Below are 25,180 nucleotides of genomic sequence, written 5' to 3'. Positions count from 1 at the left end.
GTGGCTCAGCCCTGGCGGGCGAGGTCGGCGGCGCCGACCAGCCCGGCCTTGCCGCCGAGTTGGGCGGCGAGCACCTGGGCGTGCGGCCGCCACTGACTGCCCACCAGCCAGCGGCGGAACGACTTGCGGATCGGGTCGAGGACCAGCTCGCCCTCGTCCGAGACGCCGCCGCCGATGATGAAGGCGGACGGGTCGAAGAGCGAGGCGAGGTCGGCGAGGCCGGCGCCGGCCCAGCGGGCCAGCTCGCGGAAGGAGTCGACGGCGACCGGGTCACCGCGGCGGGCGGCCTCGCTGACGTGCCGCCCCTCGATGCCCTCGGGGGTGCCGTCGCCCAGACCCAGCAGGACCGTGGCGTCCTTGGGGGTGGCGGAGGCGCGCTGGCGGGCGTAGCGGAGCAGGGCGCGGCCGGAGGCGTACTGCTCCCAGCAGCCCTGGCTGCCGCAGCCGCACAGCAGACCGTCGGGGACGACCCGGATGTGGCCGAACTCGGCGGCGACGCCGAAGCGGCCGCGGCGCAGCTTGTTGCCGATGATGATGCCGCCGCCCAGGCCGGTGCCGAGCGTGATGCAGATGACGTCGCTGTGGCCGGCGCCGGCGCCGAAGCGGTACTCGCCCCAGGCCGCGGCGTTGGCGTCGTTCTCGACCACGACGGGCAGGCCGACGCGCTGTTCGACCTTGTCCTTGAGCGGTTCGTGCCGCCAGTCGATGTTCGGCGCGAACAGGACGGTGGCCCGCTTCTCGTCGACGTATCCGGCCGCGCCGATGCCGACGGCCTCCACCCGGTGGGCGGCGCCGACGGAGCGGACCGCGTCGGCGATGGCGTCGGTCAGCGCATCGGCGGTCTGCGGGGTCGGCACCGTGCAGGTGTCCAGGATCGAGCCCTCTTCGTCGACCACGCCGGCCGCGATCTTCGTGCCGCCGATGTCGACGCCGATGGTGAGTCCCATGTGTCCCTCAGTTGTGTCTCGAACCCCGCCGTGATCCACCGTACCGGAGCGGGAGAGGGGGACCCTCCGGCCGTCAGTCGAGATCGATGCGCTCGGTGCCCGTGGGGCCGTCGTCGTCGCGGGGGTCCTCGGGGCGTCCGGCGGGCCTGGGGTGGTCGCCGGACTCCTTGCGGGTCCAGCGGGCCTCGCCGTCCTCGACGGCGGAGCGGTAGGCGGCGAGCAGCTCGGAACCGGCGGCGGCGAGGTGGTCGAAGACGTCCGGGTGGCGCTCGACGACCGGCTCGACGGCGGCCTTGGCCTGGCGGAACAGGCTGCTGACGGCGGTGGACGCGGCGGCGCCGCCGAGCGCGCCGGGCAGCTGGATCCCGGCGAGCTTGTCGCTCACCGCGTCGGCGAGCTTGCGCAGTTCATCGGCGGCACTGCCCGGCGGGACGCCCTTCTCGGCACGGCGGCGGGCCTTCTCCGCGGCGAGGTCCTCGGCGCAGGCCGTCTCCCACGCGTCGGCGTCGGGAGCGGCCGACGGCTCGGCCGGACGGTCGGTGGCATCACTCATGGCGGGCTCCGTGGACTCCTGCTGCGGATGGCCGCGGTGCGCCGGAGCGCCCGGCGGCCGGGACGGGACTCACTTCGACGGTACCCGAACGGGGGTACGCGGATCAGCTTCCCTCGGGCCAGAGTGCCGGGTCGGGGGTGAAGCGGATCTGGAGCTCGCCCTCGCGCAGTCCGGCGCCGGTGACGGTGCAGCGGCGCAGCGCCGAGGGCAGGGTCCGTATCCGGCGGTGCCGGCCGACGGTGACGACGATCTCGTCGCCGCGCCGCACCAGTCCCAGCCCCTCGCGGGCGGCGCCGGGCAGCGGCACCCGCCACACCAGCAGCCCGTCGTCGGCGAGCCGGTCCTCGACGGTCCAGGGGTCGGCGGCGGGCGCGGTGGTGTCCGCGGTGGCGCCGATGCGGGCGGCGTCCGCGCCGAGGAGCGCGGCGAGGGCGTCGAGGCCCTGCGGGTCGCGGCCGAGGTGGGCGATCTCGTGGACCGGGACGCCCGCCACCTCCTCGCGCAGCGCCGCCAGCGCGTCCTGCTGGGCGTCGGAGAGCGCGGCGAGGAACGGGTCGGCGGAGCCGGTCGGCAGCAGCCGGTTGACGAGGACCGCGTCGGTGCGGCGGCCGTGCAGCGCGAGCCCGGCGCGGGCGGCGCGCAGCGTCCCGGCGGCGACCGGACCGGCGTCGGTGACCAGCCGGACGGTGGTGCCCGGCGCGTCGATCACGGCCTGGACGGCGGCGAGTTCCTGCTCCCAGCGGTCGGCGGCCTCGTAGAGCTTCTGGGCGGGCATGGGCACACCGGCGAGCTGGGCGAGGACCGGGCGCAGGGCGCGGGCGGCCTGGCGTTCGGCGGGCAGCAGCCGGCGCAGATAGCGGCGGACCTGCGCGGGGAGCGCCAGCAGCTGGATCGTTTCGTCGGCGGGCGGGGCGTCGACGACGACCACGTCCCAGGTGCCCGAGGCGTGCGCGGCGCGCAGCGCGTGCAGCAGCGCGAAGGCTTCGGCGCCGGGGAGTTCGGTGAGTTCGTCGGCGTCGAGCGGGGTGGCACCGAGCAGGTCGAGGGCGGCGCCCGCACGGTCCTGGAAGGCGAGGAACTCGGTGCGGAAGCGGTCGCCGGGGTCGATGCGGCGGGCGTGCAGTCCGGGGGCGATCTCGGTGGCCGTGGTGGACAGTTCGGTGCCCAGGGCGGTCTGCGGGGCGCTGCTCTGGCCGGTGAGCAGCAGCGCCCGCGCGCCCTGCCGGGCCGCGGCCAGCGCGGTGGCCGCGGCGAGGGTGGAGCGGCCGGCGCCGCCCGCGCCCGTGACGAGGACGGTCCGCACGCTCAGTGGGTCTCGGCCGTGTCGGCGGTGCCCTCGGGGCCGGACTCCACGCGCTTCTTCAGGCCCGCGAGCGCGCGGTCGATGATGACCTTCTCGGCCTTGCGCTTGATCATGCCGAGCATCGGGATCTTGACGTCGACGGTGAGCTGGTAGGTCACCTCGGTGCCCGCGCCGCCGTTCACCGGGGCGAGGCGGTAGGAGCCGTCGAGGGCGCGCAGCATCTGGGACTTGACCAGCGACCAGCTGACCTCGTCGTCGCCGGTCCAGGTGTAGGCGAGGGTGTGGTCGTCCTTGATGGCACCGGCGTCGAGGAGCAGCCGGACCTGCGCGGCGCGGCCGTGGTCGTCCTTGGCCAGCACCTCGGCCTCCTTGACCTCGCCGGTCCACCGCGGGTAGCGCTCGAAGTCGGCGATCACTCCCATCACCTCGGCGGGCGGCGCCGCGATCGTGATGCTAGAGCTGGTGTGTTCGGCCATCGCCGTGACTCCTCCATGCCGATTGCGCCGGTACGGCCCGGCCCCCGGCTCGCGTCGAACCCGGTGTCTCTGCTGCTGAAGGCTACCGCGCGGGGCGGCGGCGCCGGACACCAGCGGGCCGGGCGGCGCGGGTCCGCGAGGCGGCCGGGCGCACGTACCGGTTCACCACTCCAGGACGTACGGCCTGCCGGTCGCGCGGAAATGGCCGACGTTGACGCACTCGGTGGCGCCGATGCGCATCCGGCGGGCGAGCGGCTGGTGGACGTGGCCGAAGAGGGAGTAGCGCGGGCGGGTGCGGCGGATGGCGTCGAGCAGGGCGGCGCTGCCGCGCTCGAAGCGGCGGGCGACGGTGTCGTAGCAGAGCTCGGGGACGTCCGGCGGGATGTGGGTGCAGAGGACGTCGACCTCGCCGACCGCCTCGATCTTGGCGGCGTACTCCTCGTAACCGATCTCGTACGGCGTGCGCATCGGGGAGGGCAGGCCGCCGCCGACGAAGCCGAAGACCCGGCCGCCTATCTCGACCCGCTGGCCGTCGAGGACGGTGGTGCCCTCGCGGGCGTACTCGGGCCAGAGGCGGGGGATGTCGACGTTGCCGAAGGTGGCGTAGGTGGGGGCGGGCAGGGCGGCGAAGAGTTCGGCGTACTGGCCGCGCACGGCGGTCTCGATGGCGGTTTCGCGCGGCTGCCCGGCGGCGTCCAGCTCGCCCCACAGACGGCGGCCGAAGGCGCGGGCCTCCTCGAACCGGCGGGCGGTGCGCAGGTCGATGAGGCGGCGGGCGTTGTCGGCGCCGAAGAGGGCGGGGAAGATGCCGCGGGCGTGGTCGGCGTAGTCGAGGAAGAGCACGAGATCGCCGAGGCAGACGAGGGCATCGGCGCCCTCACCGGCGCGGGCGAGGTCCCGGCTGTTGCCGTGTACGTCACTGACCACATGCAGTCGCATGCCGGAAATCCTAGGCCCCGGGCCCGCGGGCCGGGAGGGCACTGCCCGCGGGCCGGGAGCGCGCCGCCCGCCGGTTACTTTCCGGTCACCGAAACGCTGGTCTAGTCTGCGCTGGCGGCCCGCCCCTCGCAGGTGGGGCCGCAAGTCCCACGGCGCACCCCTTGACATGTGACGCATCGAACATCTGGCCGCACCCCCTACCCCAAAGCAATACCGGTGGGTAACGTCCGGGCAGTCCAGTCCCCTGCCAGTCATGGACCGAACCGGTGCAGCACACAGCGTCGTGGCACCGGCGCCAATGAGGAGCAGCAGTCTTGCGCGAGTTCAGCCTTCCGGCTCTGTACGAGGTCCCTTCGGACGGCAATCTGACGGATCTCATCCGCCGCAACGCCGCGCAGCACCCGGATGTCGCGGTCGTGGGCCGGAAGGTCGACGGCGTGTGGCAGGACGTCACGGCCACCGCGTTCCTCGCCGAGGTCCGCGCGGTCGCCAAGGGACTGATGGCCTCCGGCATCCAGCCCGGCGACCGTATCGGCCTGATGTCGCGCACCCGTTACGAGTGGACGCTGCTGGACTTCGCCATCTGGAGCGCCGGCGCGATCACCGTGCCGGTCTACGAGACCAGTTCCGCCGAGCAGATCCAGTGGATCCTCGGCGACTCCGGCGCGGTGGCCTGCCTGGTGGAGACGCCCGCGCACGAGGCGGCCGTGGAGTCCGTACGCGACCGGCTGCCCGCACTGGCCCACATCTGGCAGATCGAGCGGGACGCCGTCGCCCGCCTGTCGGCCGCGGGCACCGCGCTGACCGACGAGGAGGTGGACGAGCGCTCCGCCCTCGCGGACGCCGACTCGCCCGCCACGATCGTCTACACCTCCGGCACCACCGGCCGCCCCAAGGGCTGTGTCCTCACCCACCGCAGCTTCTTCGCCGAGGTCGGCAACGTCGTCGAGCGGCTGCGCCCGCTCTTCCGCACCGGTGAGTCGTCGGTGCTGCTCTTCCTGCCGGTCGCACACGTCCTGGGCCGGCTGGTGCAGATCGCCTGCGTGATGGCGCCGATCAAGCTCGGCCATGCCCCGGACATCAAGCACCTCACCGACGACCTCGCCTCGTTCCGGCCGACGCTGATCCTGGGCGTGCCCCGGGTCTTCGAGAAGGTCTACAACGGGGCGCGCGCCACCGCGCAGGCCGACGGCAAGGGCAAGATCTTCGACCGGGCGGCGGACACCGCCATCGCCTACAGCAAGGCGCTGGACACCGCGGCGGGCCCCAAGTTCGGCCTGCGGCTGCGGCACAAGCTCTTCGACAAGCTGGTCTACGGCAAGCTCCGCGCCGTCCTCGGCGGCCGCGCCACGCACGCCATCTCCGGCGGCGCCCCGCTCGGCGAGCGGCTCGGCCACTTCTACCGCGGCATCGGCTTCACCGCCCTGGAGGGCTACGGCCTGACGGAGTCCTGCGCGGCGACCGCGTTCAACCCCTGGGACCGGCAGAAGATCGGCACCGTCGGCCAGCCGCTGCCCGGCTCGGTGGTGCGGATCGCCGACGACGGCGAGGTGCTGCTCCACGGCGAGCACCTGTTCACGGCGTACTGGAACAACGAGGCGGCCACCGCCGAGGCGCTCTCCGACGGCTGGTTCCACACCGGCGACCTCGGCACCCTCGACGAGGACGGCTACCTCACCATCACCGGGCGGAAGAAGGAGATCCTGGTGACGGCCGGCGGCAAGAACGTCGCACCCGCCGTGATCGAGGACCGGATCCGGGCCCACGCGCTGATCGCGGAGTGCATGGTCGTCGGCGACGGCCGTCCGTTCATCGGCGCGCTGATCACCCTCGACGAGGAGTTCCTGCCGCGCTGGGCCGCCGAGCACGGCCGTCCCGCGGACTCCACCGCGGTGTCGCTCGCCGGCGACCCGGAGCTGCTGGCCGCCGTGCAGCGCGCCGTCGACGACGGCAACGCCGCGGTCTCGAAGGCCGAGTCGGTCCGGAAGTTCCGCATCCTGCCGACCCAGCTGACCGAGGACTCCGGCCATGTCACGCCGTCGCTGAAGCTCAAGCGGAACGTGGTGGCGAAGGATTTCGCCGAGGAGATCGAGGCCCTCTACCGCGGCTGACGGACCGGTCGCACGGCGGACGTACGGGGCGCGGCCCGCCGGGCGCGCCCCGTCGGTGTGTCCGGGGGCTGCCGCGTCCCGCCGGGAGAAGGCGGCCGCCCCGGGACAGCCCCTGGGCTCAGAGCAGTTCCTTCAGCTTCTCGGCGAGCAGGTCCCAGCGCCACTTCTCCTCGACCCAGGCACGGCCCCGCTCGCCCATCCGGCGGCGCAGCTCCGGGTCCTGGAGGAGCGTGACGATCCGCTCGGCGGTGGCCTGCGGGGAGCCGCCGGGCACCACCCAGCCGGTCTCGCCGTCCAGCACCGCGTCCGGCGCACCACCGGAGTCACCGGCCACGACGGGCAGCCCGGTGGCGGACGCCTCCAGGTAGACGATGCCCAGCCCCTCGACGTCGAGGCCGCCGCGCCGGGTGCGGCACGGCATCGCGAAGACATCGCCCGCCCCGTAGTGGGCCGGCAGCTCGGCCCACGGCACCGCGCCGGTGAACCGCACCGACTCCGCCACCCCGGTGCGCTCAGCCAGCGCCCGCAGCTCCTTCTCGTACGGACCGCCGCCGACGATCAGCAGGACGGCGTCCGGCACCGCGGCGGTGATCGCGGGCATCGCCTCGATCAGGGTGTCCTGTCCCTTGCGCGGCACCAGCCGGGAGACGCAGACGACGACGGGCCGGTCGGTCAGGCCGAGGCGGGCGCGGATCTCGTCGCCGCCGGAGCCGGGGTGGAAGGTCTTCTCGTCGACGCCGGGCGGCAGCTGGACCATCCGGGCGGCGGCCCGGGGGGTGAGCGCGGCGCCGATCCGGCGGCGGGTGTACTCGCCGAGGTAGGTGAGGGCGTCGGTGCCCTCGCCGATGCGGCGCAGCAGCTGCCGGGCGGCGGGCAGCTGCGCCCAGCCGGCCTCGTGGCCGTGGGTGGTGGCGACGATCCGGCGCGCCCCGGCGGCGCGCAGCGCGGGCGCCATCAGCCCGAGCGGCGCCGCGGCCCCGAACCACACCGACGTACAGCCGTGCTCACGCAGCAGCGCGGTGGCGCGGCGGGTGACGGCCGGGGTGGGCAACAGCATCGTCGTACGGTCGCGGACGACCGGGAACTCCTGCTCGGCGTCGAAGGCGGCGGTGGCCTCGCGCCCCTCGGCGCCGCGCTTCCAGGTGGAGGCGTACACGACGACCTGAGTGGGGTCCAGGCGCTGCGCCATGTTGTGCAGGAACGCCTGGATGCCGCCGGGGCGCGGCGGGAAGTCGTTGGTGACGATGAGGGTCTTGTGCACGCTGGTCTCTCGGCGTCGGCTCGGCTCGGCGGGCGCGACCCGCGGGCCTCGCCTCCGGCCGACAGTACCGGGTCGTTCCCGGAACGGCTCCGGGGGCGGCACCGGCCCGGGACGCGCCGGGGCCGGGAGACGGGGCACGGCGGCACGCGTCCGGCATCATGCCCCGGGGCGGGTCCAGGGCCGTGCCCGCCCGCCCTGGAGGCGCCGGACGGCCCGGCCACGGAACGGCACGCCGTACGGGCCCGGCGGCGCGCCCCGGCCTCGGCACGGCGCGGCGCACGGACGGCACCCGGCCCCACGGGACGACACGGCGAGACACGGACCACCGAGACACGGACCACGAGGTGACCATGGCTTCCCCGCACCCCGGCGGCGCCCGGCCCACGGCCCGGCCGGCCACCGCCCCGGCCGTCCGCTGGCGGCTCCGGGCGGCACGGCTCCGGCCCGGCCGCCTCCCGGTCGTCCGGCTCCAGCTCCTCTGCTGGGCCGCGACCCGCGCCGTCCTCCTCCTCTGCGTCCTGAAGGTCCTGGTGGTGCCGGGTCCGGACGTCACCGCCGATGTGGCGGTGATCTACCGGAACTGGGCGGAGGTGCTGCGCTCCGGCTCCTTCCCGGCCGGCGACGTCACCTGGCAGTACCCGCCGGGCGCCGCCCTCGCGATGCTCTCCCCCGGACTGCTGCCGTTCCTCTCCTACCCGCACGCCTTCTACGCGCTGCTGCTCGCCGCCGACGCCGCCGTCCTCGCGCTGCTCGTACGGACCGGGCGGCGGCCGGGCCACCGTCCGGCGGGCGCCTGGGTGTGGATCGCCGGGGTCGCGCTGCTCGGCCCGACCGGGTACGCGCGCTACGACCTGATGGTGACCGCCGTCGCGGTGGCCGCGCTCTGCGCCGCAGCCCGCCGCCCGCGCCTGTCCGGGGCGCTGATCGCCTGCGGTGCGCTGCTGAAGGTGTGGCCGGTGCTGCTGCTGTGCGGGGCGCCGCTGCGCGGCCGCCGGGCGCGGGCGTTGTGGCGCGCCGCGGCGGTCTGCGGCGCGGCGGCGGCCCTCGGCTGCGCCCTCGCCGCCCCCGGCGCGTTCGCCTTCCTCACCGCCCAACGGGACCGCGGTACGGAGGTCGAATCGCTCGGCGCGCTCGTCTTCCATGTGGCGCGGCACTTCGGCTGGCCCGGCGACGTGGTGCTGCGCTACGGCTCGCTGGAGTTCTTCGGCCCGCTGGTGCCGCAGGTCGGCGCGGTGGCGACGGTCCTGACGGCCGTGGCGCTCGGCTGGTTGCTGTGGTGGCGGCTACGGGCCGGGATCCGCTCCGCGCCCCGGCCGGCGGTGTGGTGCGACGCGGCGTTCACCGCGGTGCTGCTGGCCACCGTCACCAGCCGGGTCATCAGCCCGCAGTACCTGCTGTGGCCGGTGGGGCTCGGCGCGGTCTGTCTGACCGTCCGGGCGAGCCGGCAGATCCTGCCGGTGGTGCTGGTCCTGGCCGCGACGGGCCTGACGTGCTGGGAGTTCCCGCTCTGGTTCGGCCACGTGGTGGCGAGCGACGCACCGGGCCTGACGGTCCTGCTGCTCCGCGACGCCCTGCTGGTCTGGGCCGCGCTCCTCGCCGCCCGCAGGCTGTGGCGGACGACGGTGCGGAGAACCACGGACGAGGAGGGCGGGACGGACGCGGGGGACGCGGCGGCCAGGCCCGTACCGGAGGCGGCCCCGGACGCCGGTGCGGACGAGGCCGGCGCCGCCCGCCCGTCCGCCGCGCCGCGGCCCCCCGGCAGCCGCCCGCCCGGGCACGTTCCCGTCAGGTCAGCGCGCTCTTGAGATAGGCCCGCCACTTCTTCGTGAACTCGCCCGTGCTCAGGCCGAGTTGGGAACGGAAGGCGGTGTCGAGGCGGGCGTTGCGGACCGCCGTACGACGGTCGTCCACCGCCCCGGGCGCGCGCGCCGCCGGATGCCCGCCGACGACCCGCCGCCCGGTCCCGTCCGCGCCGCCGCCCCGGGAATCGTCGCCCCCGGACGCCGCACCGGCGGAGGGCCCGGCACCGGGCGGCGCCCCGCCCCCGGCCCTCGACGACGGCGACGGCGACGGCGAGCCCGGCCGCACCCCCGGCCCCGCATGCCCCTCCCCCGCCGGCACACCGCCCGCCGCCCGGTAGAACGCGCGCAGCTTCGCCTCACCCCAGGTGTCCGCGATCATCCGGCACGCCAGCCAGCCGGACTCGTACGCCTTCGCCAGCCGGGCGGCGCCGCCGGTGAAGCCGAAGTCCGCGTCGACGGGCAGCCGGTGCGGCGGATGCCCGGTGGCGAGCGCCCGCGTCAGCTCCGGCGCCGCCGCGGCCGCCGCATGCCGCTTGCCCCGGTACGCCACCCAGTCGGCGAACCCCTCCGAGAGCCACAGCGGGGTGTCGCCGGTGGTGGCCGTGCGGGTGGCGACATGGGTGATCTCGTGCGACAGCACCACCGCACGGCCCGCGTCGTTGAGGTCCGCGTACGCCTCCGGATTGACGATCACCCGGTCGGCCGGGGCCTTCGCCCGCGCACCCGCCTCACCGGTCGTCACCGCCGCGATACCCGCGTACGCCGACGGGTCGCCGCTGCCCAGCAGTTGGGCCATCCCGGCGACCGAGCCGGGCGCCTCGATCACCACCTGACCGCTCCAGCGGCCCTTCCACGCGGCGGTGACGGCGGGCACCGCAGCGTCCGCGCGCCGCGCCAGATCCGTCAGCCGCCCGCGGTCCCCGGCATCGCCCAGCACCAGCGCGTGCCGCCCGCGCACCGCCGCCACCGGGCCCTGGTCCCACAGCTGACGGGTCCCGGTGTAGCCGGACGCGGCGCCCTCGTCGTCCGACGCGATCCGCCAGCGCCCGGCCGTGCGGGTCAGCGTCAGATACTGCACGGAGGTCACCGGCTCGGCGTCGAAGCCCTCGATCCGGTAGCGGAGTTCGACCTTGGCGGCCATCGCGTTCCCCCCGGACGCCAGCGGAAAGGCGTCGGTGGCGACGAGGTCGTAGCGCCAGCCGGCCAGCGGCAGCTCCCTGAGGGTGCGGAAGGCGCGGCGCTGCCGGTCGCGGTAGCCGGGCCGCACCGGGTCGACGGAGGCGAGGAACGCGGCCTCGTCGTGCTGCCGCACCGCCCGGGCGCGGGCGTCCAGCATCCGCTGCACCTCGGGGAACCGGGTCCGCGGCGGCGGCTCCTGCGCACACCCGGTCGCGGCGGCGAGCACCACGGCCAGCAGCACGGCGCTCCCCGCGGCCGTGGCCCGGGGCGGTCGCCGTACACCCTGACCTGCCATGCGGCCGATCGTAAGCCGGGGCGTACGGCGACGAAACCGCTGGGGGCCGCCCGGGCGGCAACGGCACCGCCCCGCCGGCGACCGGGAAGGTCACCGACGGGGCGGGAGGTGCGCGGCGTACGCGGCCGGACGGCCGGGCAGCCCGTGGCGTCAGACGCGGACGCCGTACTGGAACGGCATGTTGTTGATCGACTCGTAGCGGACCGCGGCGCCGGGCTTCGGCGCGTGCAGCACGGTGTTGTTGCCCGCGTAGAGGCCGATGTGGTGCAGGTCGCCGTAGAAAAGCACCAGGTCGCCCGGCTTCAGCTCGCTCATGCCGATGCGGGTACCGGCACTGGCCTGCGCCTGCGAGGTGCGCGGCAGCGACTGGCCGGCCTGCTGGTACGCCCAGGAGGTCAGACCCGAGCAGTCGAAGGAGGACGGACCGGTGGCGCCCCAGACGTAGGGCGAGCCGATCTTCGACTGGGCGGCGGCGAGGGCGGCGGCACCGCGCTGCGAGGCGGGGACGTCGTGGCCGAGGTCGACGCGGTCGTTGGAGCGGTTGGCGCGGTTCTCCTTCGCCTCCAGCGCCTGCTTCTCCTTGGCGGTGAGCGTGTTGAGCAGCTCCTGCGCCTTGGCGAGCTTGCCCTGGATCTCGTCCTTCTTCTCACCGAGCGCCTTACGGGTCTCGGTGAGGTCCTTGATCTTGCCGGCGGCCTCCTCACGCTCCTGCGCGAGGCGGCGCTGCTTGTCCGCGATGACCTTGAGCTGGTCGGCCTGCTTGCCGCTCAGCTGGTCGAGGGTGGCGGCCTTCTCCAGGTAGGTGTCCGGGTCGCCCGAGAGGAACAGCTGGACGGAGGGGTCGATGCTGCCGCTGCGGTACTGGCCGGAGGCGACGGCGCCCAGGCCCTTGCGCAGCTCGTTCAGCTCGCCCTGGCCGCGGGCCACCTTGTCCTGGAGGTCGGCGACCTCCTTCTGGAGCTTCTGCTGATCTTCCTTGGCGCCGTTGTACTTCTCGGTTGCCTGCTCCGCCTGCTCGTAGAGCTTGTCGACCTCGGACTTGACGTCCTTCTTCGACGGGGCGGCCTGCGCGGCCTGGGAGGAGAGGGCGACGGCCGCCGCGGCGGTCGCGGTGAGCACGGTCACACGAGTACGGCTCGGCTGCTTGGGTCGACGGTGGGACGCCACGGGGGCGAGCTCCTTCTTCCTTCAGCCGCCTACCGGGAAGTGGGGGGTGGTGACCCCGGCTCCGCGTGGACGCCGCGGACTCGGCGGTTCCTTCACTGTTCATCCCGGGTGGATGATCAACTGCATGAAGGTTCGAGGCCCGACCTTAGTAACCGAGTTGTGATCGCTTCAAATCCTCCCGGGTAAAAAAGACCGCGGCGAGGCCAGGTTTTACCAACATCACACGGGCTGTAGTGGGCACTTGACGGTCAGAGAGCGAGGAACGGACAAATCGTCGATCCGTCACCCCCCGGGCACGTCGCCCCGTCAGACGCGGGCAAGTCGCTTGAGCAACAGGGCCGATGCCACCGGCCGCGCCCCGGCCTTCGCCACCCCGTCCGCCACTTCACGGTCGGTGGAGACCACCACCACCGGCCGCCCCGGCGGCTCCGCGCGCACCAGCTGCCGGATCAACTCGTCCGCCGTCACACCCGGTTTGCTGAACAGCACCCGCACCCCGCGCGGCGGCGCGAGCAGCACCGGCGCCGCCAGCTCCGCGCCGTCGAAGACACACGTCATCTCCGCGCCGGTCTGGGCGGCGAGCACCGCGAGGCCGCCCAGCAGCCGCAGCCGCTGCTTGTCCAGCGGCATCGTCGGATAACCGGTCTTGGTGACGTTGTAGCCGTCCACCACCAGATGGGCCTGCGGCAGCGCCAGCAACTGGTCGAGCAGGGCCGGATCGGTCTCCGACAGCGCACGGGCGGCGACGTCCTTCGGCGTCATCCGGCCCGGCTCCACCGCCTCGACGGTGTCGGCGGGCCGCACCCCGGCGGGCGGCAGCGCCAGCTCGCGGCGCAGCCCCTGGGCCGCGTCCAGAACGGTGTCCAGCAGCAGCCGCACCCGCATGTCCTCGACGCTGCGGCCCTCCCGGGCGGCCCGGCGGCTGGTCTCCAGCGCCGCCTCGCTCTCCCCGATCCGCGCCTTGAGACGGCGCAGTTCACTGTCGGCCGCCGCCTTCTCGGCCGCCGCCCGGGACCGCTCCGACTCCAGCGCCGCCTCCGCCTTGCGGACCGTCGCCGCGCCGCGCTTCACATCGCTGAGGGCGCTGCGCAGCTTCCGCTGGAGCGCGTCGTTCTCCTTGCGGGCCGCGTCCAGCTCGGCGCGCACCCGGTCGGCGTCGGCGCGGGCGTCCGCACGGGCCCGCGCCAGCTCCTCGCGCAGCCGGGACAGTTCGCGCTCGGTCTCCTCGTCCGCCCGCTCGGCACGGGCCCGCTGGGCCTCCTCGCCCGCCGCGGCGACCAGCTTCGGCCAGCCGTCGGGGCGCAGCACGTACGCCGCCGCCGCGAGGTCCAGCGGATCGGCGGCGGCGGGCGCGGTGCCCCGCTCCAGTGCCTCGGCGACCTCCGGCTGCGCCTCGCGGACCTTACCCGCGATGCGCTGCCGGAAGACGGCGTCGCTCTCCAGCGCGGCGGCCATCGCGTTCCCCGCGAACTTGGCGCGTCGTGAGGGCGTGAAACGGGCGTACTGCCGCAGCGGCGGCGGGAGTTCGGCGACCGTCAAGGCGCCGAACGCGTCCGCGGTGAGCGCCACGACACGGCGCCGGACGCCCTCGGGCAGCGGACGGTCGAGGGCCTCCTCGCCCCCGCCGCCGGACGCCGCCCCGCTCGCCCCCGGCTCCCCTGCTGGACGCTCCACCACGGTCTACTCGCCCCGATCCTCAGGCGTCCGCGCCCGGACGGTCGACCAGTTCGATCTGGTCGACCGCGTTGCACCAGCGGCAGCGCACGGACTCGACGGTGTCGCTGAGCACCTCACGCTCCTCGACCTTCGGCTCCCCGGCCAGATCGAGGTGGGTGTACTCCACCACCTTCGACGTACGGGTCACGTCGAAGCGGGTGAGGTTGCCGCAGAGCGTGCAGCGCCACCGGGTCCGGTCCGTCGGCAAAGGAACAGCCATCGTGATCGTCCTTCTTCCTACTCGTGCGGTGCGGGTGCTGCGGCCTCACGCGGTGCGCCGTCGGACTGCGGGAAGTACGCAAAGTACCGACCGTAACCCTACGGCCTGACGGCACGGCCGCGTGGGCAGCGCCCAGGAGACGGGACGCGGCGAGGCAGTCCGCCCCGATTGCCCCCATTGCGGCATGATCCCCTCATGACGGCACCGCCCCTGCCTCCCCCACCGCCCGATGACGCCCGGCCCCGGCGGCCGAGCACCCCACCGGATGCCCGCCATCCGGACCGCCCGGCCCGCACCCCGTACTCCGCGGTCTCCGTCACCAACCTCCTCATCGCCGTCTGCTGCGCCCTCTTCGTCCTCGGCCCGGCCTCCGGCCTCAACCCGCTCCACGGCACCGGCGACGCCCTCCTCCAGGCGCAGACCGCGCACTTCCAACGCTGGGGCGTCATCCCCCGCGACCTGTGGGCCGGCCACCCGGCCGCCTGGCTCACCCCGCTCACCGCGCTCTTCGTCCACGGCAGCTGGCTGCATCTGCTCGGCAACGGCCTCTTCCTGCACGTCTTCGGCGGGATGACCGAAGACCGCATGGGCCGCACCGCGTACACCGTCTTCTACCTCGTCACCGGCTACCTGGCGCTCCTCGGCTACGCCGCCGCCCACGCCACCTCCGGCCAGACGCTGGTCGGCGCCTCCGGCTCCATCTCCGGCGTCCTGGGCGCGTTCCTCTACCTCTTCCCCCGCGCCCGCGTCACCAGCCTCTTCCCGTTCCTCTTCTTCCTCCCGCTGCGCTTCCCCGCCTGGGTGGTGCTGCTCTTCTGGTTCGCCCTCCAGTGGCTGGCCGCCCAACGCGACCCGGCCGGCCCCGGCGTCGCCTACCTCGCCCACGTCATCGGCTTCGCCCTCGGCTTCCTCTACGCATGGGCCCGCCACCGGCCCGCTACTGTGGAGGTCACCAGGGGGAATGCACCGGCGACCGAGGGAGAGAGCCAGCCGTGATCACGTCGATCGTGCTCATCAAGACCAGCGTGGACCAGATCCCGGAGATCGCCGAGCAGATCGCCGCCCTGGAGGGGGTCAGCGAGGTCTACTCCGTCACCGGCGCCCACGACCTCATCGCGATGGTCCGCGTCGCCGCCCACGACGACCTCGCCGACGTCATCCCCGGCCGCATCAGCAAGGTCCCCGGCGTGGCCTCCACCGAGACGCACATCGCGTTCCGCACGTATTCGCAGCACGACCTGGAGGCGGCGTTCGCGATCGGCTTGGACGCCTGACGCCTGACGCCTGCGGCGGGCGGTTCGCCGGTTCGCCTGGCGGCGGGCCCGTCGCCTGCGGCGGGCCGCGTAGTTCTTCGGCTTGCCCGCCGTGATGGCTTGGCGCCGTTGCGCCTGCGGCGGGCGTGGGTTGTTCGGGAGCGGGGCCCCTCCTGCGGACTCCGTCCTCCGGAGGGACCCCTCCCGTGGGTGGGTGGCGGGGGCCGGTGGGGGTTCGCCGCCGTCGTTGTCCTCCCTACGAGGGGGCCGACGGGCGCGCCGCCGTCCTCGCCTTTCCGACCCCAACAGTCCGCCGTGGCGGACCACCCCACTCAGGCGCGCCTTACGTCACCGCGCGGACCCCCACCGTCTTTCCCCCACCACACACAGAAGGGGCCGGACCGCAGGACGAAGTCCGGAGGTCCGGCACCGCAGCCGAAAAGCCTCGCGCAGCGACCGCGCCCGCCGCAGGCGCAACGACGGAACAGCAAGCAACGGACCGCACCGCCCAGCGGCAGAGCGACAGGCGAGCCGCAGGCAACGCACCCGCAGCCGAAAAGCCTCGCGCAGCGACCACGCCCGCCGCAGGCGCAACAAAGGAACAGCAGGCAACGGACCGCACCGCCCAGAGGACCGGCACCGCACAGCGGCAGGACAAAACACGCGCCGCAGGCAACGGACCGCACCGCGCAGCGGCCCCGCAGCGGACTAGCGCGCCCCGGCCGCGACGAGTTCCCGGACCGCCCGCACGAAGCGGTCGACGTGCTCGTCAGGCGTCCCGACACCGAAGCTGACCCGCACCGCACCCAACACGCTCCCGCCCGCCGCAGGCGCCCCGCACTCGGCGGGCTCGTCCGGCGCGCCGCCGAGGAGCGCGCGGACCAGCGGGTGGGCGCAGAAGAGCCCGTCCCGGACGCCGATCCCGTACTCCGCGGACAGCGCCGCCGCGAGGTGGGAGCTGTTCCAGCCGTCGACGACGAAGGACAGGACGCCGACGCGGTGGGCGTCGTCGCCGAAGAGGGAGAGGACGCGGACGCCGGGGATCTCCGCGAGGCCGGTCCGGACGCGGGCGACGAGTTCCTGCTCGCGGGCGACGACCGTGTCGAAGCCCGCGTCGGTGAGCGCCCGGCACGCGGAGGCGATGGCGTAGGCGCCGATGACGTTGGGCGAACCGGCCTCGTGACGGGCGGCGGTCGTGTGCCAGGCGACGTCGACGCCGCCGTCGGGGCGGCGTGTGACGGTGCGGCTGGCGCCGCCGCCGGCCAGGTACGGGTCGGCGTCCCGCAGCCAGTCGGCGCGGCCGGCCAGGACGCCGGAGCCGAACGGCGCGTACAGCTTGTGGCCGGAGAACGCGACCCAGTCCACGTCGAGTTCGGCGAGGTGGACGGGCTGGTGCGGCACCAGCTGGGCGGCGTCCAGCACGATCCGCGCGCCGTGGGCGTGGGCCGCGGCGGCCAGCTCCTTGACCGGCCAGATCTCGCCGGTGACGTTGGACGCGCCGGTCACGCAGACCAGGGCGGGGCCGTAGGGGTCGCGGGCGGCGAGGGCCTTCTCCAGGGTGTCGACGGCCTGCCGGGGGGTGCGCGGCGCGTCGAGGTAGGTGACGTCGATGCCGTCGCGCTGCTCCCACGGCAGCAGCGCGGCGTGGTGCTCGGTCTCGAAGACGAAGACCCGGGTGGCCGGCGGCAGCGCGGCGGCCAGCAGGTTGAGGGAGTCGGTGGTGGAGCGGGTGAAGATCACCTGGTCGTCGTCGCGGCAGCCGAGGAACTCGGCGACGGTGGTGCGGGCGTTCTCGAAGAGGTCGGTGGAGAGCTGCGAGAGGTATCCGGCGCCGCGGTGCACGCTGCCGTAGTACGGGGCGTAGGCGGCCACGTCGTCCCAGACCCGCTGGAGCGCGGGGGCGCTCGCGGCGTAGTCCAGGGCGGCGTAGCCGATCTCGCCGCCGGTGGCCAGCGGCACCTGGACATCTCGCCCAAGAACGTCCAGTTCGTCACAGAGGGGGCGGTCGGTGGCAACGGTGGAGACAGACATGGCGAACTCCCGTGAGAGAAAGGCGAATTCACCGCGCGCGGGCAGCCGGAAGCGCGGAAAGGCGCAGCGGAATTCGGCAGGAAAAACAGCGGTGGAGCGCTGGAATTACCGATGAAGCGAAAAGCTGGAGAGGGGGCTTTTGCAGCCCTATCGCATTCGCTGGTTCACGGAAGTTCTCCCTCTGAGGACCAGGATCCCTGGCGAGGGATCCGCGCTTGCCGCAGACCTCGCTGCCTGCGGCCTGGTCATCACCCGGGGCACCCCGCCACGGAAGGAGGGTTGCCGGACAGCGGGCCGGGGCCTGTGTCGCTGTCACTCGTGACCTGCGCAGCATCATGCCATATGAACGGAGCGGTGCAAGCCCGGTCCGGTGAGTGAGATCAACCGGACCGGGCCCGCACGGAATTCCCCGTAACGGCCGTACGGCGCTCAGGCGTTGCTGGCCGCCGCCCAGCGCTCCAGCGCCCGCTTGGCCGCGCCGGAGTCGAGGGACTCCGCCGCCCGCTCCATACCGGCCCGGATCTGCTCTGTCAGCGGCGCCGCGGTCGGCGCGAGCGCGGCGAGCGCCGCCGCGGAGTTCAGCAGCACCGCCTCCCGGACCGGGCCCTTCTCCCCGTCCAGCAGCCGCCGCGCCACCTCGGCGTTGTACGCCGCGTCGGCGCCGCGCAGCGCCTCCACCGGGACCAGCGGGATACCGACGTCCCGGGGGTCGAACGTCTCCTCCCGCACCGCGCCGTCCCGCACGATCCACACCCGCGACGTCGCCGTCGTCGTCAGCTCGTCCAGCCCGTCGTCGCCGCGGAAGACCAGCGCGGACGAACCGCGCTCGGCGAGCACCCCGGCGAGGATCGGCGCCATCCGCGCATCCGCGACGCCGGTCGCCTGCGCCTGCACCCGCGCCGGGTTGGTGAGCGGGCCCAGCACGTTGAACGTGGTCCGGATGCCGAGCTGACCGCGGGCGGTGGCGACGTGGCGCAGCGCGGGGTGGAAGGTGACCGCGAAGCAGAAGGTGATGCCGGCCTCCTCGGCGACCTCCACCACCCGCCGCGGCGAGAGGTTCAGCCGGACGCCGAGCTTCTCCAGGACGTCGGAGGAGCCGCTCGCGGAGGACGCGGCGCGGTTGCCGTGCTTGACGACTTTCGCGCCGGTGCCGGCCACCACGATCGAGGACATCGTGGAGATGTTGACGGTCTTGGCGCCGTCGCCGCCGGTGCCGACGATGTCCACGCCGGGGCCCGGCACCTCGATCAGCCGGGCGTGCGCATACATCGCGCGGACCAGCCCGGAGATCTCCGCGACGGTCTCGCCCTTGGCCCGCAGCGCCACCGCGAACCCGGCGATCTGCGCATCGGTGGCCTCGCCCCGCATGATCCGGTCCATCGCCCAGGCGGTGTCGTCGGCGGCGAGGTCCCGGCCGTCGAGCAGGGCGTTCAGTACGCCCGGCCAGGTGTGGGCCGCCACGCTGTCGCCGCCTGCCGGGGTCGCAACGTTCATGGTCCACACTCCTGGTTCGTTCCTGCGTATGGGTAAACCCTATCGACCCCCGGACATGCCGGAGGGCCCCGTCCGGTGTCCGGACGGGGCCCCCTGGGTGGCGTCACTTCCGCCGTGCGGGCACGGCGGCTCGGTGATCAGTGGTGGCCGTGGCCGCTGCTGATCTCCTTGTACTCCTCGACGGTCGGCTTCGGGATGACGTTGTCCTCGCCGTAGTACGCCTTCGAGAGCTTGGCACGCAGCTTCTGCGACCGCGTGACCTTGCGCTCGACGCCGTTCTCGTCGACCTCGGCCTCCAGCTCCAGCGGAGTGGGCTGCTCGTGCTGGGTGAGGACGTGCAGCTGCTCCTGGGTGAGCGGCTCGTGGACCTCGATGAACTCACCGTGCGGCAGGCGCTTGATGATGCCCGACTCGCGGCCGTGCAGCACCTTGTCCTTGTCGCGGCGCTGCAGCCCCAGGCAGATCCGCTTGGTGGCGATGAACGCCAGCACCGGACCGACGAAGAACGCGATGCGCACGAACCAGGTGATCGAGTTGATCGACAGGTGGAAGTGGGTCGCCCACAGGTCGTTACCGCCACCGATCAGCATCACGAAGTACGCGACCAGCCAGGCCACACCGAAGCCGGTACGGGTCGGGGCGTTGCGCGGACGGTCCAGGATGTGGTGCTCGCGCTTGTCACCCCGCACCCAGGACTCGATGAACGGGTAGACCGCGATGGCCACCAGCACCAGCGGGAAGATCAGGATCGGGATGAGCACACCGAAGTTGATGGTGTGACCCCAGAAGTCCCACTCCCAGCCCGGCATCACTCGGACGAGACCCTCGGCGAAGCCCATGTACCAGTCGGGCTGGGCGCCGGTGGACACCTGGTCCGGGCGGTACGGGCCGATGGCCCACACCGGGTTGATGCTCGCGATGGCCGCGATGACCGAGATGACACCGAAGACCAGGAAGAAGAAGCCTCCGGCCTTGGCCATGTAGACCGGCAGCAGCGGCATGCCGACGACGTTCTTGTTGGTCTTGCCGGCACCCGGGAACTGCGTGTGCTTGTGGTAGAAGACCAGGATCAGGTGGGCCACCAGCAGACCGAGCATGATGCCCGGCAGCAGCAGCACGTGCACCGTGAAGAACCTCGGGATGATGTCGTGCCCCGGGAACTCCCCGCCGAAGATGAACATCTGCAGGTACGAGCCGATCAGCGGCATCGCCAGGATGACACCCTCGATGAACCGCACACCGGTGCCGGAGAGCAGGTCGTCGGGGAGGGAGTAGCCGGTGAAGCCGGTGAACATGCCCAGGACCAGCAGCAGGAAGCCGAACAGCCAGTTGACCTCACGCGGCTTGCGGAAGGCGCCGGTGAAGAACACCCGCATCATGTGGACCATCATGCCGGCGAGGAAGATCAGCGCGGCCCAGTGGTGGATCTGCCGGATCAGCAGACCACCACGGACGTCGAAGCTGATGTTCAGCGTCGACTCGAACGCCTGGGTCATCCGGATCCCGTGCATCGGCACGTAGGAGCCGTGGTAGACGACCTCGGCCATGCTCGGGTGGAAGAACAGCGTCAGGTAGACGCCGGTCAGGATGATGATGATGAAGCTGTAGAGGCAGATCTCACCCAGCATGAAGGACCAGTGGTCCGGGAAGATCTTGCGCATGTTGGCCTTGGCCAGGCTGTAGATGCCCAGCCGGCCGTCCGCCCAGTCGGCGATCCGCTCGCCCCGCGGCGCCTGGCCGCGACGCGCGGTGGTCGCGCTCGTCTCGTTACTCATCCGCGCTCCCAGAAGCTCGGGCCGACGGGCTCCGCGAAGTCGCTGACGGCTTCGAGGTAGCCGTCCTTCACCGTGATGTGCAGCTGCGGAAGCGCGTGGCCCGCGGGGCCGAAGATCACGCGACCGCCGTCGGACAGGTCGAAGGTGGACTGGTGGCACGGGCAGAGCACGTGGTGCGTCTGCTGCTCGTACAGGCTGATCGGGCAACCGACGTGGGTGCAGATCTTCGAGTACGCCACGATGCCCTCGTGCGACCACTCAAGTTCCTGCTTGTCCTTGATGTTCTGCGGCTGGATCCGCACGAGCATCAGGGCGTCCTTGGCGATCTTGTTGTTGAACTCCTCGTCGTCCTCCTCCAGGCCCTCGGGCTTGGCGAACGTCAGGGAGCCAACCGCGATGTCCTCGGGACGCAGCGGGAGGTTGGTGGACTGGTTGACCAGGCGGATGCCCTTCTTCCAGCCCGTGCCGCGCAGCTTCTTCTCGGGCAGCGGCCCGAGGTCACGCAGCAGGACGACGCCGGAGAGCGGCACCAGGGCCAGCGCACCGAACATCGTGTTACGGATCAGCTTGCGGCGACCGAACCCGGACTCCTTCGCGCCCTGCGCGAAGTCGGCGAGCACCTTGGCCTTGACCTCGGGCTCCGCCTCGATCGGGTGCCGGTCGTCGGCGACTTCCTCGTCCGACATCAGCGTGCGGGCCCAGTGGACCGCGCCGGCGCCGATGGCGAAGAGGGCGATACCCAGGGTCAGGCCCAGGGAGAGGTTCAGCGCGCTGATGTGCCCGAGCGGGAAGATGAAGACGATCTTGTCGATCGGGAAGATCACATACGACGCGATGAACGCGACGGTCGCGACCATCGACAGGAGGAAGAAGTACGCGACCACGCGCTCGGAGCGCCGGGCGGCCTTCTCGTCGATGTCCTGGATGCGATGCTCGTGCGCGGGCAGACCCGGGTCGGCGAAGGGGTTGTCCGCCTTCGCCGGCGCACTGTCGTGAGCGGTGCGCTCACTCGGAAGGGATTCTTCTGGCACGTCTGCGTGTCGTCCAGTCTCACTCATGACTTCTTGGCCTTCGTAGTCCGGGCAGCGACCCAGATGGCGACCGCGACCAGCGCGCCCAGGCCGAAGATGTAACCGAAGAGACCCTCACTGACCGGACCGAGACCACCGAGGTCCAGGCCACCGGGGCTCGGGGTGTCCTCGCCGTTGACGGCGCCGAGGTACGCGACGATGTCCTTCTTGTTCTCCGAGGACAGCGTGCCGTCACCGAAGGAGGGCATGTTCTGCGGGCCGGTCTGCATGGCCTCGTAGATGTGCTTGGGGTCCACGCCCTCGAGCGTCGGTGCGAACTTGCCGTTGGTGAGGGCGCCGCCCTTGCCGGTGAAGTTGTGGCACTGCGCGCAGTTGGTGCGGAACAGCTCGCCACCCTTGCCGACGTCGGCACCGTCCGGGCTGTACTGGTCCTTGCCGGGCACGGCGGGACCGGCACCCAGCGACGCGACGTACGCCGCCAGCTGGTCGATCTGCGCCTGGTTGTAGATGGGCGTCTTCCGCGGCACCTGGGCGCCGGGCTGCTGGGCCGGCATACGGCCGGTGCCCACCTGGAAGTCGACGGCTGCGGCGCCGACACCGACCAGGCTCGGGCCGTCGGACGAGCCCTGACCGCCGGTGCCGTGGCAGCTGGCGCAGCCGACGGCGTAGAGCTTCTTGCCCTCCTTGATGGCAAGAGACTGGGCGGTGTCATCGGCCTGAGCCTTGTCCGCCGGCGCGAACGCGGCGTACAGCCCCCCGGTGACCGCCAGCGCGAAGAGTAGGACGACGAGCGCCGCCAGCGGATGGCGCCGTCGTGCGGAGAGCTTTTTCACGGATTACCCCGGTGTCAGGATCTTCTGCGTCGATGCTTTGGCTATGTCTGTCTGATCTGCGGTTTCCCGGTCGGGACCGGTTACCGGATCAGGTAGATCGTGGCGAAGAGGCCGATCCAGACGACATCGACGAAGTGCCAGTAGTAGGACACGACGATGGCCGCGGTGGCCTGTTCGTGGGTGAACCTCTTGGCCGCGTACGTCCTGCCCAGAACCAGCAGGAAGGCGATCAGACCGCCCGTCACGTGCAGGCCGTGGAAGCCGGTGGTCAGGTAGAACACCGAGCCGTAGGGGCCGGACGAGAGCGAGAGGCCCTCCTCCTTGACCAGTTCGGTGTACTCGAAGACCTGACCGCCGATGAAGATCGCGCCCATGATGAACGTGATCACAAACCACGTGCGGAGCTTCTTGACGTCGCCGCGCTCCGCCGCGAAAACACCGAGCTGGCAGGTCAGCGAGCTGAGCACCAGGATCGTCGTGTTCGTCGCGGAGAACGGAAGGTTCAGCGCATCGGAGGTTTCCTTCCAATACTCGGCACCGGTCACCGATCGAAGGGTGAAGTACATCGCGAAGAGGGCCGCGAAGAACATCAGCTCGGAACTCAGCCAGATGATGGTTCCGACGCTGGTGAGATTCGGTCGATTGACCGACGGGTGCGCGTGCCCGGTTTCTACTGTCGTTGCTGTCGCCACGACCGACATTATGTCGGTCGCTTATCCCGCCCTCACTCCGGGGGGTGCCGTTCGGTGTGTCAAGGCCGTATGCCCTGCTCGTACGGGGCTCTTCCGGCCTCCCCCGAAGGGGGGAAACGCGGGCTGCCGGAGCGCCTCGGTGCCGTACCGTGGCCAGTCCTGACGGGCCGTCGGACGGATCTTGGTGGCGTCCGCACCCTCCTGTCCGCGGCCCTTGCGGGAGTAGCATCCGAGCCCTACCTACGGTGGGGGCGTTCCCTGCACAGGTGCCGTCCCGGTCCGTACCGCTTCGAAGCGTGGAGGAACGATGCAGGCGACTGCCACGGTGCTGGTCTACAGCGACAACGCCACCACCCGCGAGCAGGTGAGGCTGGCCGCCGGGCGGCAGCCCGCGGCCGATGTCCCGCCGGTGGAGATCCTGGAGTGCGCGACCCTGCCCGCCGTCCTGGAGGCGCTGGAGCAGGGCGGCATCGACGCCTGCGTCCTGGACGGCGAGACCGCGCCGGCCGGCGGGATGGGCGTGTGCCGGCAGATCAAGGACGAGATCTACGGCTGTCCGCCGGTGCTGCTGCTCATCGGGCGCCCGCAGGACGCCTGGCTGGCCACCTGGAGCCGCGCGGACGCGGCGGTGACGCATCCGGTGGACCCGGTGGCGTTCGCCGACTCGCTCGCCGCCCTGCTGCGCGGACGGGTCCTCGCACGCGGCTGAGCGGCCGCCTGAGGCGCCCTCAGACCTCCGGGCGCAGCCGGGCCGCGTCGGCGGGCTCCCGCTGCCGCTCGGCCGCCCCTGTGGTGGCGGCGCCGTTCCTGAGGGCGCTGCCCTCGCGCCACTCCTGCCAGGGCATGTTCCAGTCACCGAAACCGTTGCCGAAGGGCGCCATGGTGTCGCCGCCGCTGTTGACGACCTTCACGATGTCGCCGACGCGCACGGTGTTGAAGAACCACTGGGCGTCACCGGTGGACATGCCCGTGCAGCCGTGGCTGACGTTGGCCGCGCCCTGTGATCCCACGGACCAGGGCGCGGCGTGCACGTACTCGCCGCTGGTGGTGACCCGCGTCGCCCAGTAGACGGGCAGGTCGTAGGAGTCCGAACTGCCCTCCGGGATGCCGATGCTGCCGCTGGTCATCCGGACGAAGCTCTCCTTGGCGAGGACGACCTTGACGCCGTTGCGGGTGTCGAAGCCGGGTTTGCCGGTGGTGACGGGCAGCGTGTTGATCTGCCGGCCGTTGCGCAGCACCGTCATGGTGTGCGAGGAGGCGTCCGTGATGGCGACGACCTTGTCGCCGGTGGTGAGCTTCACGGGCTTGGCGGGGCCGCCGTAGAGGCCCTTGGAGATCTTCAGGCCCTCCAGGTTGCTGTGGACCTCGATGGCGGCGTGCGCGGGCCAGTACTCCTTGGGGCGGAAGTGCAGGGTCTTGCCGTCGACCCAGTACCAGGAGCCCTGGACGCGGGGCGTGGAGTCGACCTTGAGGGCGCTCTCGACGACCGCGCGCGCCTGCGGGTCCTTGACCTCCCGGCTGAGCTTGGCGGTGACCGGCTGGCCGACGCCGTACTCGCCGCTGTCCGGGCCGAAGGTGACCTGGAGGCGGTCGCCGCCGCCCTTGGTGGCGACGTGGAGCGTCTTGCTGCCGGGGTTGCCGTCCTCGTCCTCGGTGCTGATCTGCACCGTGTAGCGGACGCCGGCGGCGAGCGGCACGGTGGTCCGCCAGTGCTTGCCGTCGGCGGTCAGCTCGCCGCGGATGGAGCGGCCGGAGGCGTCGGTCGCGGTCACGTCCGTGAGGCGCGCCTCGTCGTCCTTGACGGACACTTCGAGCGGCTTGTTGGGATCCGCCGTCCGTGTCCCGTCCGGGGTGTTGGACGTGATCTGATCGGCCGCGTCGTAGGGGTTCGCGGAGAGCGGTTCCGACGACGAGCCCCCGCACGCGGTGGCGGACACCGCGAGGGGCACGAGCAGGAGGCCGCAGCTCAGCACCGTCCGGGTTCGGGGTCTGGGACTCATGTACCAAAAATATGGAGAAATCCCGGGAGCGGCGCGCTGGAGGACTGCAAACGGGGCGGGCCCGGACACCAGTTGAGGTGTCCGGGCCCGCCCGTCACGGCA

22 protein-coding genes and 1 riboswitch are annotated in these 25,180 nt (G+C 72.6%); of the genes, 5 read left to right on the top strand and 17 right to left on the bottom strand.

The window, feature by feature from the left end; genetic code table 11:
- Positions 1-5: 5 nt before the first annotated feature.
- The 5 genes from ACF1BH_RS15440 to ACF1BH_RS15420 all read right to left on the bottom strand — a co-directional run bounded on the left by ACF1BH_RS15440 (position 6) and on the right by ACF1BH_RS15420 (position 4,218).
- The gene (locus ACF1BH_RS15440; protein WP_391642963.1) at positions 6-947 is read right to left on the bottom strand and encodes an ROK family glucokinase; all 942 of its coding nucleotides are present in this window, start codon (positions 945-947) and stop codon (positions 6-8) included.
- A 73-nt stretch (positions 948-1,020) separates the two neighbouring features.
- The gene (locus tag ACF1BH_RS15435) at positions 1,021-1,500 is read right to left on the bottom strand and encodes a DUF5304 domain-containing protein (RefSeq protein ID WP_391642962.1); all 480 of its coding nucleotides are present in this window, start codon (positions 1,498-1,500) and stop codon (positions 1,021-1,023) included.
- 103 nt (positions 1,501-1,603) lie between these two features.
- Positions 1,604-2,803 (bottom strand): ArsA family ATPase, encoded by a 1,200-nt coding sequence (locus ACF1BH_RS15430; protein ID WP_391642961.1) that lies wholly within the window; start codon positions 2,801-2,803, stop codon positions 1,604-1,606.
- A 2-nt stretch (positions 2,804-2,805) separates the two neighbouring features.
- Positions 2,806-3,279, bottom strand: coding sequence for an SRPBCC family protein (locus ACF1BH_RS15425; protein WP_391642960.1), 474 nt, complete (start codon positions 3,277-3,279; stop codon positions 2,806-2,808).
- Between the two features lie 162 nt (positions 3,280-3,441).
- Positions 3,442-4,218 carry a metallophosphoesterase gene (locus ACF1BH_RS15420; protein WP_391642959.1) on the bottom strand — a complete coding sequence of 259 codons (777 nt, stop codon included), beginning with the start codon at positions 4,216-4,218 and terminating at the stop codon, positions 3,442-3,444.
- 314 nt (positions 4,219-4,532) lie between these two features.
- On the opposite strand from ACF1BH_RS15420, the gene ACF1BH_RS15415 reads away from it, so the two are divergent.
- A complete protein-coding gene (locus ACF1BH_RS15415; RefSeq protein ID WP_391642958.1) occupies positions 4,533-6,329 on the top strand; it encodes an AMP-dependent synthetase/ligase in 1,797 nt (598 codons plus the stop codon).
- A 118-nt stretch (positions 6,330-6,447) separates the two neighbouring features.
- On the opposite strand, the gene ACF1BH_RS15410 is transcribed toward ACF1BH_RS15415, so the two are convergent.
- The gene (locus ACF1BH_RS15410; RefSeq protein ID WP_391642957.1) at positions 6,448-7,590 is read right to left on the bottom strand and encodes a glycosyltransferase family 4 protein; all 1,143 of its coding nucleotides are present in this window, start codon (positions 7,588-7,590) and stop codon (positions 6,448-6,450) included.
- 350 nt (positions 7,591-7,940) lie between these two features.
- Here ACF1BH_RS15410 and ACF1BH_RS15405 point away from each other — a divergent pair, with 350 nt between their 5' ends.
- The gene (locus ACF1BH_RS15405) at positions 7,941-9,395 is read left to right on the top strand and encodes a glycosyltransferase 87 family protein (protein WP_391642956.1); all 1,455 of its coding nucleotides are present in this window, start codon (positions 7,941-7,943) and stop codon (positions 9,393-9,395) included.
- On the opposite strand, the gene ACF1BH_RS15400 is transcribed toward ACF1BH_RS15405, so the two are convergent.
- The 4 genes from ACF1BH_RS15400 to ACF1BH_RS15385 form a co-directional block, all read right to left on the bottom strand.
- Entirely contained in the window at positions 9,376-10,866 is a 1,491-nt protein-coding gene (locus ACF1BH_RS15400; RefSeq protein WP_391642955.1) for a hypothetical protein, read from the bottom strand. The two genes, ACF1BH_RS15405 and ACF1BH_RS15400, sit on opposite strands and share 20 nt — an antisense overlap.
- A gap of 150 nt (positions 10,867-11,016) precedes the next feature.
- A complete protein-coding gene (locus ACF1BH_RS15395; protein ID WP_391642954.1) occupies positions 11,017-12,033 on the bottom strand; it encodes an NlpC/P60 family protein in 1,017 nt (338 codons plus the stop codon).
- Between the two features lie 306 nt (positions 12,034-12,339).
- The gene (locus ACF1BH_RS15390) at positions 12,340-13,710 is read right to left on the bottom strand and encodes an NYN domain-containing protein (protein WP_391642953.1); all 1,371 of its coding nucleotides are present in this window, start codon (positions 13,708-13,710) and stop codon (positions 12,340-12,342) included.
- A gap of 19 nt (positions 13,711-13,729) precedes the next feature.
- Entirely contained in the window at positions 13,730-13,969 is a 240-nt protein-coding gene (locus ACF1BH_RS15385) for a hypothetical protein (RefSeq protein ID WP_391642952.1), read from the bottom strand.
- A gap of 195 nt (positions 13,970-14,164) precedes the next feature.
- Here ACF1BH_RS15385 and ACF1BH_RS15380 point away from each other — a divergent pair, with 195 nt between their 5' ends.
- Both ACF1BH_RS15380 and ACF1BH_RS15375 read left to right on the top strand, forming a co-directional pair.
- Complete coding sequence (locus ACF1BH_RS15380; protein WP_391642951.1) at positions 14,165-14,965, top strand: rhomboid family intramembrane serine protease; 801 nt, start codon at positions 14,165-14,167, stop codon at positions 14,963-14,965.
- The gene (locus tag ACF1BH_RS15375) at positions 14,962-15,243 is read left to right on the top strand and encodes an Lrp/AsnC ligand binding domain-containing protein (RefSeq protein ID WP_345083345.1); all 282 of its coding nucleotides are present in this window, start codon (positions 14,962-14,964) and stop codon (positions 15,241-15,243) included. Before ACF1BH_RS15380 ends, ACF1BH_RS15375 begins: the two co-directional genes overlap by 4 nt.
- Before the next feature lie 687 nt (positions 15,244-15,930).
- Here ACF1BH_RS15375 and ACF1BH_RS15370 read toward each other — a convergent pair.
- The 6 genes from ACF1BH_RS15370 to ACF1BH_RS15345 all read right to left on the bottom strand — a co-directional run bounded on the left by ACF1BH_RS15370 (position 15,931) and on the right by ACF1BH_RS15345 (position 23,087).
- Positions 15,931-17,253: an aminotransferase class V-fold PLP-dependent enzyme gene (locus tag ACF1BH_RS15370; protein WP_391642950.1), complete on the bottom strand. Its 1,323-nt coding sequence runs from the start codon at positions 17,251-17,253 to the stop codon at positions 15,931-15,933.
- Between the two features lie 206 nt (positions 17,254-17,459).
- A riboswitch (SAM riboswitch) is annotated at positions 17,460-17,577 on the bottom strand.
- A 105-nt stretch (positions 17,578-17,682) separates the two neighbouring features.
- Positions 17,683-18,747, bottom strand: coding sequence for an anthranilate phosphoribosyltransferase (trpD, locus tag ACF1BH_RS15365; RefSeq protein ID WP_391642949.1), 1,065 nt, complete (start codon positions 18,745-18,747; stop codon positions 17,683-17,685).
- 137 nt (positions 18,748-18,884) lie between these two features.
- Positions 18,885-20,522 (bottom strand): cytochrome bc complex cytochrome b subunit, encoded by a 1,638-nt coding sequence (locus ACF1BH_RS15360; RefSeq protein ID WP_391642948.1) that lies wholly within the window; start codon positions 20,520-20,522, stop codon positions 18,885-18,887.
- Entirely contained in the window at positions 20,519-21,580 is a 1,062-nt protein-coding gene (locus tag ACF1BH_RS15355) for a Rieske 2Fe-2S domain-containing protein (protein ID WP_391642947.1), read from the bottom strand. Before ACF1BH_RS15355 ends, ACF1BH_RS15360 begins: the two co-directional genes overlap by 4 nt.
- Positions 21,577-22,386 carry a c-type cytochrome gene (locus ACF1BH_RS15350; RefSeq protein ID WP_391642946.1) on the bottom strand — a complete coding sequence of 270 codons (810 nt, stop codon included), beginning with the start codon at positions 22,384-22,386 and terminating at the stop codon, positions 21,577-21,579. Before ACF1BH_RS15350 ends, ACF1BH_RS15355 begins: the two co-directional genes overlap by 4 nt.
- 80 nt (positions 22,387-22,466) lie before the next feature.
- A complete protein-coding gene (locus ACF1BH_RS15345; protein ID WP_030281841.1) occupies positions 22,467-23,087 on the bottom strand; it encodes a heme-copper oxidase subunit III in 621 nt (206 codons plus the stop codon).
- A 298-nt stretch (positions 23,088-23,385) separates the two neighbouring features.
- Here ACF1BH_RS15345 and ACF1BH_RS15340 point away from each other — a divergent pair, with 298 nt between their 5' ends.
- The gene (locus ACF1BH_RS15340; protein ID WP_391642945.1) at positions 23,386-23,787 is read left to right on the top strand and encodes a hypothetical protein; all 402 of its coding nucleotides are present in this window, start codon (positions 23,386-23,388) and stop codon (positions 23,785-23,787) included.
- Positions 23,788-23,806: 19 nt separating this feature from the next.
- On the opposite strand, the gene ACF1BH_RS15335 is transcribed toward ACF1BH_RS15340, so the two are convergent.
- Positions 23,807-25,078: an Ig-like domain-containing protein gene (locus ACF1BH_RS15335; RefSeq protein WP_391642944.1), complete on the bottom strand. Its 1,272-nt coding sequence runs from the start codon at positions 25,076-25,078 to the stop codon at positions 23,807-23,809.
- Positions 25,079-25,180: the final 102 nt, after the last annotated feature.

It is taken from the genome of Streptomyces sp. NPDC014733 (assembly GCF_043083385.1).
Classification (GTDB): domain Bacteria; phylum Actinomycetota; class Actinomycetes; order Streptomycetales; family Streptomycetaceae; genus Streptomyces.
The sequence above is the reverse complement of the archived record's forward strand: the minus strand, read 5'-3'. Positions and strand labels throughout refer to the sequence as shown.